General features: G+C 57.1%; 14 protein-coding genes. 3 read left to right on the plus strand and 11 right to left on the minus strand.

Annotation, left to right across the window (positions count from 1 at the left end; all coding sequences use genetic code 11):
* Window positions 1-13: 13 nt before the first annotated feature.
* The 3 genes from ltaE to ACZ6J2_RS09385 all read left to right on the plus strand — a co-directional run bounded on the left by ltaE (window position 14) and on the right by ACZ6J2_RS09385 (window position 3,568).
* Complete coding sequence (gene ltaE / locus ACZ6J2_RS09375; RefSeq protein ID WP_471725531.1) at window positions 14-1,015, plus strand: low-specificity L-threonine aldolase; 1,002 nt, start codon at window positions 14-16, stop codon at window positions 1,013-1,015.
* 10 nt (window positions 1,016-1,025) lie between these two features.
* Window positions 1,026-2,462: an SDR family oxidoreductase gene (locus ACZ6J2_RS09380; RefSeq protein ID WP_471725532.1), complete on the plus strand. Its 1,437-nt coding sequence runs from the start codon at window positions 1,026-1,028 to the stop codon at window positions 2,460-2,462.
* A gap of 92 nt (window positions 2,463-2,554) precedes the next feature.
* Window positions 2,555-3,568: an NAD-dependent epimerase/dehydratase family protein gene (locus ACZ6J2_RS09385; RefSeq protein WP_471725533.1), complete on the plus strand. Its 1,014-nt coding sequence runs from the start codon at window positions 2,555-2,557 to the stop codon at window positions 3,566-3,568.
* A 78-nt stretch (window positions 3,569-3,646) separates the two neighbouring features.
* Here the strand turns inward: ACZ6J2_RS09385 and ACZ6J2_RS09390 are convergent, their stop codons facing one another.
* The 11 genes from ACZ6J2_RS09390 to gspG form a co-directional block, all read right to left on the minus strand.
* Window positions 3,647-5,476 carry a glycoside hydrolase family 19 protein gene (locus tag ACZ6J2_RS09390; RefSeq protein WP_471725534.1) on the minus strand — a complete coding sequence of 610 codons (1,830 nt, stop codon included), beginning with the start codon at window positions 5,474-5,476 and terminating at the stop codon, window positions 3,647-3,649.
* A gap of 142 nt (window positions 5,477-5,618) precedes the next feature.
* Window positions 5,619-6,071, minus strand: coding sequence for a type III secretion system invasion protein IagB (gene iagB / locus ACZ6J2_RS09395; RefSeq protein ID WP_029739471.1), 453 nt, complete (start codon window positions 6,069-6,071; stop codon window positions 5,619-5,621).
* A 133-nt stretch (window positions 6,072-6,204) separates the two neighbouring features.
* Window positions 6,205-8,973, minus strand: coding sequence for a glycosyl hydrolase family 18 protein (locus ACZ6J2_RS09400; protein WP_471725535.1), 2,769 nt, complete (start codon window positions 8,971-8,973; stop codon window positions 6,205-6,207).
* Window positions 8,974-9,232: 259 nt separating this feature from the next.
* Window positions 9,233-10,030 (minus strand): prepilin peptidase, encoded by a 798-nt coding sequence (locus ACZ6J2_RS09405; RefSeq protein ID WP_471725536.1) that lies wholly within the window; start codon window positions 10,028-10,030, stop codon window positions 9,233-9,235.
* On the minus strand, window positions 10,027-10,512 hold the full coding sequence (gspM, locus tag ACZ6J2_RS09410; protein ID WP_033145062.1) for a type II secretion system protein GspM: 486 nt from the start codon (window positions 10,510-10,512) through the stop codon (window positions 10,027-10,029). The genes ACZ6J2_RS09405 and gspM overlap by 4 nt, the downstream gene beginning before the upstream one ends.
* A complete protein-coding gene (gene gspL / locus ACZ6J2_RS09415; RefSeq protein ID WP_471725538.1) occupies window positions 10,509-11,654 on the minus strand; it encodes a type II secretion system protein GspL in 1,146 nt (381 codons plus the stop codon). Before gspL ends, gspM begins: the two co-directional genes overlap by 4 nt.
* A gap of 15 nt (window positions 11,655-11,669) precedes the next feature.
* On the minus strand, window positions 11,670-12,689 hold the full coding sequence (gene gspK / locus ACZ6J2_RS09420) for a type II secretion system minor pseudopilin GspK (RefSeq protein WP_471725540.1): 1,020 nt from the start codon (window positions 12,687-12,689) through the stop codon (window positions 11,670-11,672).
* Entirely contained in the window at window positions 12,686-13,366 is a 681-nt protein-coding gene (gene gspJ, locus ACZ6J2_RS09425) for a type II secretion system minor pseudopilin GspJ (protein ID WP_471725542.1), read from the minus strand. The genes gspK and gspJ overlap by 4 nt, the downstream gene beginning before the upstream one ends.
* A complete protein-coding gene (gene gspI / locus ACZ6J2_RS09430) occupies window positions 13,359-13,742 on the minus strand; it encodes a type II secretion system minor pseudopilin GspI (RefSeq protein ID WP_023310955.1) in 384 nt (127 codons plus the stop codon). The genes gspJ and gspI overlap by 8 nt, the downstream gene beginning before the upstream one ends.
* Window positions 13,735-14,220, minus strand: coding sequence for a type II secretion system minor pseudopilin GspH (gspH, locus tag ACZ6J2_RS09435; protein WP_202770313.1), 486 nt, complete (start codon window positions 14,218-14,220; stop codon window positions 13,735-13,737). Before gspH ends, gspI begins: the two co-directional genes overlap by 8 nt.
* Window positions 14,220-14,669, minus strand: a complete 450-nt coding sequence (gene gspG, locus ACZ6J2_RS09440; protein WP_029739462.1) for a type II secretion system major pseudopilin GspG — start codon at window positions 14,667-14,669, stop codon at window positions 14,220-14,222. The genes gspH and gspG overlap by 1 nt, the downstream gene beginning before the upstream one ends.

Consider the following 14,669-nt stretch of genomic DNA (forward strand, 5'->3'; position numbering starts at 1 on the left):
ATAAGGACATGCCATGATCGATTTACGCAGTGATACCGTTACCCGCCCGAGCCGCTCCATGCTCGAAGAGATGATGGCCGCCCCGGTCGGGGACGACGTCTACGGCGATGACCCGACGGTCAACGAGCTGCAGCGCTACGCGGCAGAGCTGAGCGGCAAGGAGGCCGCCCTGTTCCTGCCCACCGGTACGCAGGCTAACCTGGTGGCACTGCTCAGCCACTGCGAGCGCGGGGAAGAGTATATCGTCGGCCAGGGCGCGCATAACTATCTCTACGAAGCCGGCGGCGCGGCGGTGCTCGGCAGCATTCAGCCGCAGCCGATTGACGCCGCGCCGGACGGCTCCCTGCCGCTCGATAAAGTCGCGGCGAAAATCAAAGCTGACGATATTCACTTCGCCCGCACCAGGCTGCTCAGCCTCGAAAACACCCACAACGGCAAAGTCCTGCCGCGCGAATACCTGAAAGCAGCGTGGGAATTCACCCGCGAGCGTGGGCTCGGCCTGCACGTTGACGGCGCGCGTATCTTTAACGCCGTCGTGGAGTATGGCTGCGAGCTGAAGGAGATTGCGCAATACTGCGACTCGTTCACCATCTGCCTCTCAAAAGGGCTGGGCACGCCGGTGGGTTCCCTGCTGGTGGGCAACGCGGACTACATCAAGCGCGCCAACCGCTGGCGTAAAATGACCGGCGGCGGCATGCGTCAGGCGGGTATTCTGGCGGCTGCCGGGCTGTATGCTCTGAAAAACAACGTGGCGCGTCTGAAGGACGATCACGACAACGCCGCGTGGATGGCGGCGCAGCTGCGCGAGATTGGCGCCGACGTGATGCGTCACGACACCAACATGCTGTTCGTACGCGTGGGCGATGACCGCGCCGCCGCGCTGGGTGAATTTATGAAATCCCGTGGCGTGCTGATCAACGCCTCACCCGTCGTGCGCCTGGTCATGCATCTCGACGTGAGCCGCGAACAGCTGGCGGACGTGGTGAAACACTGGCAGGCGTTTTTACAGCGATAAGGAGCATCACGTGCCGCAACGAATTCTGGTGCTCGGCGCCAGCGGGTACATCGGTCAGCATCTCACCGCGGCGTTAAGCCAACAGGGCCACCAGGTGCTGGCAGCGGCACGCAACACCGAACGCCTGCAAAAGCTCAGTTTGCCTGGCGTCACCTGCCACAGCGTTGACCTCAACTGGCCGAAGGAACTTCCCGCCCTGCTGCAAGGGGTCGACACGCTTTACTACCTGGTACACAGCATGGGCGAAGGCGGGGATTTCATCGCCCACGAGCGGCAGGTGGCGATGAACGTTCGCGACGCCCTGCTGCAAACCCCGGTGAAGCAGGTCATTTTTTTAAGCTCGCTCCAGGCGCCCGAACACGAGCAGTCCGATCACCTGCGCGCCCGCCAGCTGACGGCTGACACCCTGCGCGGGGCGAATATCCCCGTCACCGAACTGCGCGCAGGGATCATCGTCGGCGCAGGCTCCGCCGCCTTCGAAGTGATGCGCGATATGGTCTACAACCTGCCCGTACTCACGCCGCCGCGCTGGGTACGCTCGCGCACCACGCCGATTGCGCTGGAGAATTTGCTGCATTATCTGGTGGCCCTGCTGGAACACCCGGCGGAGCAACACCGCGTGCTGGAGGCGGCAGGCCCTGAAGTGCTGAGCTATCAGGAGCAGTTCGAACATTTCATGCGCGTCAGCGGCCGCCGCCGCTGGCTGATCCCCATTCCCTTCCCGACCCGCTGGATTTCGGTGTGGTTTTTGAATGTGATCACCTCCGTGCCGCCGACGACCGCCAAAGCGCTGATCCAGGGGCTCAAACATGATTTACTGGCGGACGATCGCGAACTGCGGGCACTCATTCCCCAGGATCTGATCCGCTTTGACGATGCCGTGCGCAATACGCTGAAAGAAGAAGAGCAGCTGGTGAACTCCAGCGACTGGGGTTACGACGCTCAGGCGTTTGCCCGCTGGCGGCCGGAGTACGGCTATTACCCGAAACAGGCGGGCTGCACGGTGAAAACCCACGCCAGCCTGGCCGCGCTGTGGGAGGTGGTCAACCAGATTGGCGGCAAAGACGGTTATTTCTTCGGCAATATCCTGTGGCAAACGCGCGGAGCAATGGATCTGCTGGTGGGGCACAGGCTGGCAAAAGGCCGCCCGGCACGCCCGTATCTTGAGGTGGGCGACGCGGTCGACAGCTGGAAGGTCATCATCGTCGAGCCGGAAAAACAGCTGGCGCTGCTGTTCGGCATGAAAGCCCCGGGGCTGGGCCGACTCTGCTTTACCCTGAAAGACAAAGGCGATTGTCGTGAACTGGACGTCCGCGCCTGGTGGCATCCCCACGGAATGCCGGGTCTGTTCTACTGGCTGTTGATGATCCCCGCCCACCTGTTTATCTTCCGCGGGATGGCAAAGCGGATTGCGCAACGGGCAGAACAAAAGACGGAAAAGATCTAAATAAAACTCTCTTTCTTTCACCTTTCCCATTGCATAGCGCCGTAATTCACGAAAGAATGCGCACGAAATTCTTTTCAACACAGTGGATTGATATGAAGGTACTGGTTACCGGGGCGACCAGCGGCTTAGGCCGAAATGCGGTCGAATTTCTGCGCAACAAGGGCATCAGCGTCAGGGCTACCGGTCGCAACGAAGCGATGGGAAAACTGCTGCAAAAAATGGGCGCGGAGTTCGTCCATGCTGACCTGACGGAGCTGGTCTCCTCGCAGGCGAAAGTGATGCTCGCCGGTATCGACACGCTGTGGCACTGCTCCAGTTTCACCTCCCCGTGGGGTACCCAGGAAGCTTTCGATCTCGCCAACGTGCGGGCAACCCGCCGTCTGGGCGAATGGGCCGTTGCCTGGGGCGTGCGCAACTTTATTCATATCTCGTCACCGTCGCTCTATTTCGACTATCACCACCATCGTGACGTGCAGGAAGATTTCCGCCCGGCTCGCTTTGCCTGCGAGTTTGCCCGCAGCAAGGCGGCCAGCGAAGAGGTGATCGACCTGCTGGCACAGTCGAACCCGCATACCCGTTTTACGGTCTTACGTCCGCAGAGCCTGTTCGGGCCGCACGACAAAGTGTTTATCCCGCGTCTGGCGCAGATGATGCACCACTACGGCAGCGTGCTGCTGCCGCGCGGCGGCGATGCGCTGGTGGATATGACCTATTACGAAAACGCCGTCCACGCCATGTGGCTGGCAAGCCAGCCGGACTGCGATAAGCTGATCTCCGGTCGCGCCTACAACATCACGAACGGCGAACCCTGCACGCTGCGCAGCATTGTGCAGCGCTTAATTGACGAGCTGCAGATCAACTGCCGCATCCGTTCAGTCCCTTACCCGATGCTGGATATGATTGCCCGCAGCATGGAGCGTTTTGGCAGTAAATCGGCCAAAGAGCCTGCGCTGACGCATTACGGCGTATCGAAGCTGAACTTTGATTTCACGCTGGATATTTCGCGGGCGGAGAACGAGCTTGGGTACAAACCGATCGTGACGCTGGATGAAGGGATTACGCGTACGGCGGCGTGGCTGCGGGATCACGGGAAGCTTCATCGGTAGATCGGGTCCTGCATTTTTACGATGAGAAAAAAAACGGCAACCCGAAGGTTGCCGTTTGTCATTTTGCTGTTTTGCTGATTACAGCGCAGTCCACGCGTCCTGCCATGCAATCCCTTTACCTGGCTCATAGTAGGATGGCGCGTTATTGCACCAGCCGCTGTACGGATAAGGTTTGCACTGGAACAGCTGGCCGCGGTTGTTAACGATATCGCCTGCTTTCCATTTGGTTTTGGAGGTCCAGGTCGGATAAGTCCCGGTCTGGCCGCCGTTGGTCTGCTTAGCCTGTACGTTCAGCGTATAGGTGGTAGTGCTGCTCAGCTCGCCGTCACTGACGGTAAGGTTGATCGGGTACTGCGTCGCCGCAGCCACTTCCGGTGCATTGAACGTAATAATCGCTTTATCATCACCGCTTACGGTCTGGCCGTTCGGAGCCGTCCAGGTATAAGTCAGGTGGTTACCGTCTTCGTCGGTCGAGCCAGACGCGTTCAGAGAAACAGATTTACCCGCTTCAACCGCCCCCACCGGACCGGCGATTTTTGCTACCGGCGCATGGTTTACCGGCGCTGGCGTATTATCTTCCGGAGCCGGGGTGTTATCGTCCGGCACCGGCGTGGTGTTGCCTTCGTCCGTTGGGTCGACAGGGGTCGGCGTCGGAGCTGGCGTGACGCTACCGCCGTCGGAAGTGCCGTCTTCACCCACCACGTTGACGTTGAAGTAATGCTTCACGCATTTGGTGTAGTCACCCTCTTTAAAGGCGCTGAATGGCGTCTGGTAACCCACCAGCTGGCAAGAGTAGGTCTGGCCTGACGGGGTATCCGCGCTCCATCCCCAGTCCTGTTCCCAGTAGATCTTCAGCGCGCCGGCACCGCCTTCGTCGAACTGCTTCATGTTGGCGCAGCCCAGCACTTCGTTAGACGGAACAGGCACCTTCAGGTAGTTGGCGAACTCTTTGTAGTATTTGATACGGTTTTGAGACTGGGCGATCTCAGTCGGGCCACCGCACTCCACGCCGCCGTTGATGATCTGCGTGGTCACGCCGAAGCCCGGAACCAGACCATTCGCCTTATCGTGATCGTTCGGCTGCCAGGTGCCGTCGATAACCTGCAGCATGCTCGGTTTTGGCGGCTGCGGGTAGGCGAAGAAGAAGATCGCGGAAGCAAGGTTCAGCCAGGTGTCCGCCACCAGCTCAGGCTTGTCCAGCAGTACGCGGACGTCGCCGTACATCGCTTCAGAGAACGGGCCGTAGTTGTAGTTATAGGAGAGCTGTTTCGCACCGCGACCAAAGTAGCTAACGAAATCACCATCTTTGTCTTTACCGCACGGCCAGGTCTGCCCCTGCCAGACATCCGGGTTGCATTCGCCGTTATAGCCGCCCTTCTGACCTTCGCTCCAGCCCATCTCACGCACGTAAACCAGCGCCTGACGCCACTCGGCTTCCGGACGCCAGGACTCGTGGCCGCCGGTTTCCTGCGCGAAGTGGGCGAACATGGTTGCCAGAGACTTACGGCAGATGGCATCGCTGTTACGACCATCGGTATAGGTCTGGCACAGTGCCGGGAATTTACCGACCGCTTTCAGGAAGTTGCTGTAGGTATATTCCGGCGCACGCAGTGGGAAGAGATATTCCCAGTCGCTGGCCTTGATAATCCCTTCCACGCGCTTGACGTTTTCCGGGTTTGTCGATTTACCCGGCTCAATTTGTTCCACCAGGCTGTTGTCCAGCGTGCGGATGGTTGACTTCACTGAAGCCATCAGCGGGAAGTTGGTCAACTCCTGCTCTTTCTTCTGCAGATCGCTTGCCTTAAGGGTATAAGGTTCGCTGCTGGCCTGCAGCTGGGTTGCCTGAGCCATAAACGGTGCAACACATGCGCCCGCGATAAGAACACTGAGTAATGTCCTTTTGTTCATGTCAATGGTCCTCTTAATTCTATAAAGGGTCAATAAAAGTAAATTTGTTTCGCGGTTTATTTATTAATCATTTAATAAATAAACCCGGGAGCAGTTTTCGTTTTATGAAGAACACCAGTCGGTACTCTTCAAAAAACAAAAATCAATAATAATAACGGTTACGGGTGCTGCGTTTTAATTTCTGATATTTATTCCAGACCTTACGGGCATAGACCATGCGCTGCGGGTAATTCTCTTTTTTCAGACCCGCGTTATAGGCGCCGACCGCCTCCCAGTTATAGCCATAAACTTTAATCATTCCGGATAATATCGATGCGCCAACCATAATCGAGGTACAGGGTTCGGTAATTAACCGGTACTCATTAATGCCTTTTCGCTCCAGCTCGGAAAAATGTGAACTGTTAATCTGCATCAGGCCGACATCACGCGTGCCATCATTATTCTGTCCAATCGCATTGGGATTCATTCCCGATTCAACATTAGCAATGGCATACAGCAGATAAGGATCCACATGATAATAACTGGCGGCTTTATCCCAGCAGTTGGCAAAGACGCTATGGCTTATTATCAGCAACAATAAAAATAACGTTTTCATTTTCAGTCCGGCTCTTTTTCATTGTCTCCTTACGCGCTTATTGCGCTGTTTCCTGATTTACGGTCCACGTCCGTCGCGGGACGTGGACCGTGATCGCGGGCAAGTTCCTTACCCGCATCGTTATGGCACTGACTTACCGGCAGTCAGCCGCAGGGCCTTTTTTCACCCACACATCGCTGCTACCGGGTTTATCACCCTTCGTCCACCATTTCGCGGTGTAGGAGTAACCGTTGTAAGTAGTGGTGTCGCCGCCGTTATAGACCACGTCGGAGCGCCAGTTGAATTTCACCTGACTGACCAGCTCCCATGCATCCACGCCGAAGCCCGGCTGGTTGCCCTGAGTCCAGTATTTTGCTTTCCAGACCAGGTTGTCGAAGCTGACGGTATTGCCCGCGTTGTAAACCTTGCTTGCGCTCCAGGCAGCGTATTTGCTGGCGTTGGCGTCAACAGGCTTATCGCAGCTATTGGTGGCAGAACCTTCGTCAGACGGCGTATTGCCTTCATCGGATGGGGTGTTACCTTCGTCAGACGGCGTGTTGCCTTCATCGGATGGGGTGTTGCCCTCGTCAGACGGGGTGTTGCCTTCATCGGAAGGTGTGTTACCTTCGTCAGACGGCGTTTCCGCCGCTTTAGGCGTTACCGTCACCTGTACGTTGGTCTGTACGCTGGACTTGCCATCGCTTACCACCACGGTCAGCGTGTACGTTGATTCAGCGTCCACGTCCGGCGCGGTGATGTTCAGGTTCGCAGTGTCTGCACCTGTCGCCTGCATATTCGCAGGAACGCTCCAGGAGTAGGTCAGCGCATCGCCATCAGGATCGTTAGCCTGAGCGTGCAGAGAGTAGCTCTGGCCCGCTTCCAGCGTCACGGCTTCCATCTGGTTCACGACCGGCGCCTGGTTTGCTTTCGGCGCTTTGTTCACCACCTGGACGTCAGCGGTGCTGCTCAACCCTTTCGCGTCAGTGACCGTCAGGCGGAACGCCAGAGTCTGGTTACTGGTGACAGCGGCAACGTTGAAGGTCGCTTTCGCTTTGGTGCTGTTGGTGAGGGTCACCGACGGGCCAGAGATCTGCGTCCACTTGTAGGTGATGGCATCGCCATCCGGATCGGTGGAAGCCGAGCCATCCAGGGTCACCGTCGCCGGACCGGTTACGCTCTGGTCAGCGGCAGTCGCCACCGGCGCATGGTTGGTCACTACCGGATCAACCGGCGCAGCGCCGCCGCCTGTCAGGCTTTCATTCATCGCGTTCAGAATGTCTCCGGTATCGGAGTCGATAGACCAGGCAAACAGACCGCCCAGGTTTTTCGCCAGCACATACTGACCTTTCGCCGTTGCAGAACGCGCATCCTCATAGGTGATCAGATCGCCGGTGGTTTTGTTAAACAGATACGGCGCTTCAGCGGTAGCGTCATAGTTGTATTCCCAGCCCGGTTTACCTTTGTACTCGTTAACGATCTGACGATAGTCAACCACACCCGGTTCCCAGGTCCCTTTCACCATGCCCGTTGCCGTGCCGGTGAACGGGTTGTTATTGCTGTAACCGTGAACGCCGGTCCAGCCGCGACCATACATGGCCGTCCCCACGACAATTTTGCCGGGCTGTACACCCTGTGCCAGCAGCGCATTGACGCCGTTTTCGGTGGTGTAATTGGTATCCGGTTTGTTCGCCGGCGCACGCAGTGCCGCCTGGTGACCCAGATCGGTGTTGCTCCAGCCGCCGTAGAAGTCGTAGCTCATCAGGAAGATGTGATCCATGTACTGCTGGGCAGTGGTGTAATCAACGTCTTCAATTTTGTCGCTGCCTGAACCGATTGCTGAGGTCAGCTCAAAGGTACGGCCGGTTTCGGCTGACAGTTCATTCATCATGGCGCGCAGTTCGCGCATCAGTGCGGTATAAGTTTCTTTATCCTGCTGCGGGTTGCCCAGCGTTTCGTTCTGACCGCCGCCGCCCGGGAATTCCCAGTCGATGTCCACACCGTCGAAGAATTTCCAGGTTTTCAGGAAATCTTTAACGGACGCCACGAAGCGATCGCGGATCGCTTTGTCATGCATTTTGAAGAACGGATCGGAGAGGGTCCAGCCACCGATAGACGGCAGCACTTTCAGGCCAGGGTTGGCTTTCTTCATTGCCATCAGCTGGCCGAAGTTACCTTTGTAGGGATCGTCCCAGCCGCTTACGCCAGCCTGAGGCTTCTGCAGTGCGGCCCACGGGTCGTGAATCGCCACCTGGAAGTCCTGACGGCCCGCACAGGCGCGCTTAAGCGCTTCGAAGCTGTTACCGCCTTCGATAGTTTTCAGGCTGTCGTTGATGCCATCGCCGCCGCAGATTGGAATGAAGCCATACAGAATGTGGTTAAGGTTAGCCGCCGGGATTTTATCCACCGGGAAATTACGGTCATAAACGCCCCACTCAGGGAAATAGGCACCGACCACTTTATCGGTGTGCTTAGAGAGGGTTTTATTATTTTCCTGCATGGTGGTGTTGAGCGGCAGCAGATGGCTACCGTCGGTATCCGCGACGATAATCAGTTTGCTGGCGCTGGTGCTGCACCCGCTGGCGTTGCAGAGTTCAACCGTTTCCTGATAGCGACCGCCTTTGGTCACTTTAAATGCTGCCGTGCCGGACATGCTGCCTGCACCGGTCCAGACGGTTTTGCCGTCGAGCAACACTTTCGCTGAAGTCGGCGCCGCGCCGCTCCAGACATCCCACTGCACTTTTACATCGGCGCCATCATGGACTTTGACGAGGCTGTTGTAAGCAGAAGCAGACTGATCAACTTCGACAATGGCAAACTTATCATTACCGCTGGCGATAGTTGCTTTACCCGGCACGGCTGCGAACACCGGGCTTGCAGCCGCTGCAACGAAGAGTGCCAGATATTTAGGCTTCAGAAATTTCATTATTTGATCCTGATAATACGATTTGTGAAATTAAATACCCATGCTTTTCCATTAAACATGGACAAACGTTATTTACTGATAAATTAATCGTGAACGTTTCTGGTTCGCGAAAGAGCTGTTTATTATTACGTTGTACCTTCCTCCACTCATAAAACCTTCGGCAAATGTTTTATTGCGGAGAGAAGAATACAGCGGGGAATTTATTTTCGCCTTTCATTCCCCCGATGAAAAAATTTCAAAAAAAACTTGACTGCATTATTTAAAAGATGAGATGTGGAATTTGCGCGATAAATACAACCAGCCCGGAAAAAGCAATATATGGACCAAAGGAAATAAGGTTATTTTTATTCTCAAAGGGCTTTAACAGGCAATGCATGATAATGCCCCCCAGCGCTGCGATCAGCACAATAGAGGGCAACGCTTGCCAGCCGCACCAGGCGCCCAGCGCCGCCAGCAGCTTAAAATCACCATAGCCTAATCCTTCCCGCCCGGTCAGCAGGCGGAATGCCCAGTAAACCAGCCAGAGCGACAGATATCCCGCCACCGCGCCGTAGATAGCATCGGTCAGCGGTAGCGTACGGAACAGGGCATGGAACATCAGCCCCGTCCACAGCAGCGGCTGGGTCAGGCAGTCCGGCAGCAGCATATGGCGCGCGTCGATCACCACCAGCGGCAACAGCAGACTCCACAACACCCACAGCGCGATCAGCGCCAAAAACGACGGCGCCAGCGCGGCGCTGGCGGCAAAGAAGAGAGCGCTACAGACTTCCACCAGCAGCAGTCGCAGCGGAATCGCGCTATGGCAGTGGCGGCAGCGGCCGCGCAGCGCACACCAGCTAATGATGGGAATATTTTCCCACGCGCTCAGGGCGTGGTGGCATTCCGGGCAGTGAGAGGCGGGAAACAGCAGATTGCCTGCTCCCTCTTCTTCCATCACCAGCGGCGGAATACGCTCCACCACTACGCCGAGGAAACTGCCGAGGATAGCGCCCAGCGCTCCGCTCATCACGCACAGACCCGGCAGATTGGCCTGCTGCAACAGCATTAGTGGGTTCATGCGCTTTTCGCCCAGCTCAGCGTAATGTGCGCTTTCACGTCACTCTGACGATCCACCGGCGTTAACGCGAGTTTCTCCAGATGGATACCGGAAGAGACGTTCATCTCACGCAGCCAGTTTTGCAGGGCAGAAACGCTGACGCGCTCGACATCAAAGGTTAGCGACTGCTCTTCCTGACGCACGTTTGTCAACGCGACGTGCACGACTTTGGCACTTTCTTCCACCACGCTGCGCGGGTTCGGGGTATTGACGATTCTGGACTGGAGGTGGTTTTTATCAATTTCCTGGCGCATCCAGTTCAGCGTCTGCTTCTGCTTAAATAACACGGCCTCGTTATTTTTGATCAGAGTATCGAGCGGCATCATCGCGCCGTAATAAACCATCGCGCAGCAGAGTGCCCCGCCGCAGAGTTTAAATAAATTACGCTCGCGTGGACTGTAATGTTGCCAGCGGTTTTTTAGCTGGGCTATTTGCGTTTTCATTTATAGCTCCCGGTAATAATGGCGGTATAAGGCGCCTCGCCGGAAATCGGCTGCATCGTAAATTCAAAGGTTTCGGCGCTGCGGGCGACAAAATCCTGCAGGGTCTGTTTATCCATGGATTTCACATTCAGCGTCAGCTGATTTTGCGTTTCGTCATATTCCACGTTATTGATCTCCAGCGACGGCATTGACTGCCTGATTTGATTCACCGCTTCGAGCTGCAGGAAGATCCCCTTCTTCGCCTTGCTGATATTTTGCCCGACGTAGTATTTCAGGTTGCTGGTCTGGCGCAGGGTCGGGAAATAGTGCTGCGCGACGGTGGTCATCTCCCGGTGGATCTCGTTTTGCTGATGAGTGAGCATCCACGCCATACCAACGCGGGGGCCGATCAGCAGGCCGACGCAAAGCAGCGCCGCCGCCGCGAGGGCCTTTTTCGCGTGGCGAAAACGCGGACCGCTGGCGCTGCGCCCGGAAAACTCCCCGTGCAGCATGTTGATACGACAGCTCTGCCACTGGGGCTGGATCAGCACCAGCGGATGCTGCCACGCCAGCCGTTCATCCACCTGTACCTCCTGCGGCGCATCGCCGTAGCAGCACACCTCACCCGCCCGGCATTTATTCAACAGCAGCGGCAGCAGGACCGTATCGGCTTCGCCAGCGCTGCCGGGGGAAAAACGCAGCCAGTAGCTCTCCTCCAGGCTCACCAGCGTCGTGCCCCCTTCGCTCACCGGCAGCAGCCAGGCATCCGGCAGCGCCTGAGCCACCGCGAGCCCCGCCTGAGCGAACAGCTCCAGCCAGTGGCGAAGACGTTCAGCGTCGATGGCCACGGCATCTACTTCCGCCCCCTTTTTGTTCAGCACCGTCCAGTGCAGCGTCTCCACCTCGCCGAGCAGCGTCTCTTCCGCCATCCATGAGAACTGCGCCGTCTGGGCGGAAAGTCCTTTTTTCGGCAGGGTAAAATGACGAAAGATCGTCTCGCTCGCCGGCAGCAGCAGGCACACCTGCTGAGAAAGCGGGTGGCAGGAAAGTTCGCTCAGTGCGCTCCAGCCCGTCAGATATTCCACCCGATCGTTACCGGATTCACACCACCAGATTTTGCCGTCCTCACGGGTGTCGGGACGAATAAAAAGCACCTTTTTCATTATCATCTACTTATCTTATTCAACCATTCGGTAGCGGCGTTGCCAGGTCACGACCTTGCCAGCCTCACTGTCAACGTGAAGCTGGCTGACGACGCGCAGCGTTAAATCATCGGTATTGCCGGTGGTTTCCACCCGAAAATAGCGACTGTTGACCGCAACCCTGTCCTGAATCTGCGCCAGGATATCTTTGGTCTGCGGATAGTTGCTCTCCAGCACTTTGCTGAATGCCTCCAGCGACGCCCACCCCTCCTCCGGGCGTGAATCGATCAGGCGGGCAGCGTCGTCCGTGTTTAGCACGCCGGTAAAAACCGCCGCCAGCAGCGGCGCCTGTTCGCGTGTTAAGGTATTGACATTTATGGTGCCATCCGTATCCGGCAAGGCGCACAGCAGCTTGCCGACCTTCGGCCACGCAGCCTGCGGAAAGGCGGGCAGCAGTCTGATTTCGTTGATGGCGCGCATCATTTGATTCGCCGGACCGCGGGCGGGCGTCACGCTCGCCCAGCCATCGGCCTCCTGGCCCTGTTTCGCCGTCACGTCGTCGGCGTCAAGATAATCCACCAGCTGCTGGTAAATCTCTTCTGCCGCCAGCGTACCGACGCCACTTTCTGTCAGCAGTTGTTCGATAATCTGCTCTTTGACCGGTTTTTCCGGCAGCGCAGTTGGGTCGGCCGGGGCCGCTGGCGCCGCGTCACCGGCCAGCAGACTATTGACGTTAAAGCAGGTCCGGGCATCCTCCACCTGACTCACCACGGTGTAATTATCCCCCTGGGTTTTCAGCGGCTGCGCCCAGTCACCCTGCGGCGACAGCCCCGCCCCTTCTGAACTGGCCGCTTTCTGCAATACGTTTTCCAGCACCTTCTGTTGACGGGCAATGGCCCAGCGCAGCGTCTGCTGGCTGACCTGATAATGCGTTTTTTGCAGGTGGCGGCAGAACTGCTGACTGATTTTCGCCGCCAGGGCGGACATCATCACCAGCAGGATCAGCACCACCAGCAGCGCCACGCCACGCTCTTTTCGCGCTGTTTTGCCGCTCATGAACTCACTCCTGGCTCTACTGCCGTATCGGGCTGCGGGGTTGTTACGGGCTGGGCCGCATTCTCCGCAGCCGGCTGTGCCGGGTCCGCATTCGTCTCTTTTGGCGCGGTCTGGAGCTCAGGCATATCGCCGGGAGTGATAAAAACCCAGCGCCAGGTTTCGCCGCTTTCCATGGTCAGATTCAGCTCAACGCCGTCAGGCTGATGGGCGATGTCGGTCCATTTTTCCTGCCAGCCTTCGTGCCAGAAGCGCCATTTCATCTCTTTCACATCGCTCAGAATCGGCACTTCTTCCGGCTGCGCGCTGGCGGGACCGTCGATAGCAGCCCAGACGTTGCGCCACAGGCGCTTGTCCTTTAACGTCCAGCGCACCCGCTCCAGCTGCACCTGGCCGCTGATGCCGTTCAGGGTTGTCATTTCCACACCATTCTGCTGCTGGACGAACACCTCGCCGCTGTTGCGCGGCGCGCGCGCCTGTTGCTGATAAAAGTCACGCGAGAGGAGGTTGTACGTGCGCTGAAGCGCCGTCACTTTTGTCGCCGCCTCGTCGCTGGCCGTCGAGGTGCGCATCGCGCCGTCGAGAGTTTGCCAGGCGAGAATGCTGATCACCGCGAAGATGGCCAGCGCAATCATAATTTCCAGCAGGGTAAAGCCCTGCTGACGCTGCACCTTACTCACGATCCACCTCCGGTTCGGCGAGCTGAAGCGCCACCACCGGTTGCGCATCGCTTGCTTCGCTGTAAACCCGTACCTCATCGGCAAAGGTATTTTCGGCGGTTTTCACCCGCTGGATATGCCAGGTCCAGGTTTGTCCGCCCATGGTTTCGGTGCCCACCTGCTCGGCGTCCGGGAAATCGGTCTGAGCCAGCTGCGCTTGCGCCAGCTGATTTTCCGCCACCCAGCCGGCCTGCAGCGTTTCCGACAGGCTGTGGGTAAAGCGCACGTTCAGGGTGACGGAGTTCATCAGCGCCAGCGCCGCGGTGGAGAAAATCACCAGCGCCACCATCACTTCCAGCAGGGTCATCCCCTGCTCTTTGGTTTTGCGTTTAGTCATCGTTTTCCACCATCACGGGAACAGAGCCCTGCGACGTCACGTGAAAGCGCTGCTTTTTATCCAGGCTTTCGAGGCTGAGCGTGAAGCGGCTAAGCTCGCCGTCCGGCAAAAAAATGATTTGCGGTTCATCGTCCAGCGTGGCCGCCAGCGTTCGCGATGAGAGTGAGACATGCATCTCCTCAGGAAACTCGCCGCGGGTGGCGATCCGCCCCGACTTTAACGGTGCCCAGTGGCGCTCGCCGTTATTTACAACCTGCGTCACCAGTTCAAATTCTGACGAGGTCATCACCAGCCCGACAATATTTCCGTCCATTACCGCACGGTCAGAACCATATTCAACGAGGGATTTCAGCTGCTGACCAAATGTATCTGCGCCGCTGCGTGATGGAATGGTAGTGACCACCATCATGGCGCTCAGGGCGAATATCACCAGCGCCACGATAATTTCCAGCAGGGTAAATCCACGTTGCTTATTCATTACTTATCTTTTTTATCAAAAGACCAGTTGCTGATATCGTCGGCAGTATTAGCTTCTGCATCCGGACCGGCTGAGAAAATATCGACAGCGCCATGCTCGCCCGGGCTGACCAGAATATAGTCATTGCCCCATGGATCCTGCGGCAGGCGACGAATATAGCCATCGTCACGGTAGCCTTTCGGAATAGGCGCAATTTCAGGTTTGGTCACCAGCGCCTGCAACCCCTGCTCGGTGGTCGGATAGCGATGGTTGTCGAGTTTGTACATATCCAGCGAACCTTCCAGCGCCACAATATCGCTGGTCGCTTTCTGAATATCGGCTTTTTCTTTATTGCCCATTAAATTAGGCACAACCATACTGGCCAGCACGCCGAGAATAACGATAACTACCATTAATTCGAGCAGCGTGAACCCCGCCTGACGCTTCAGGCTATTTTTTTTCAAAGACAT

Source organism: Enterobacter sp. E14S (genome assembly GCF_055666685.1).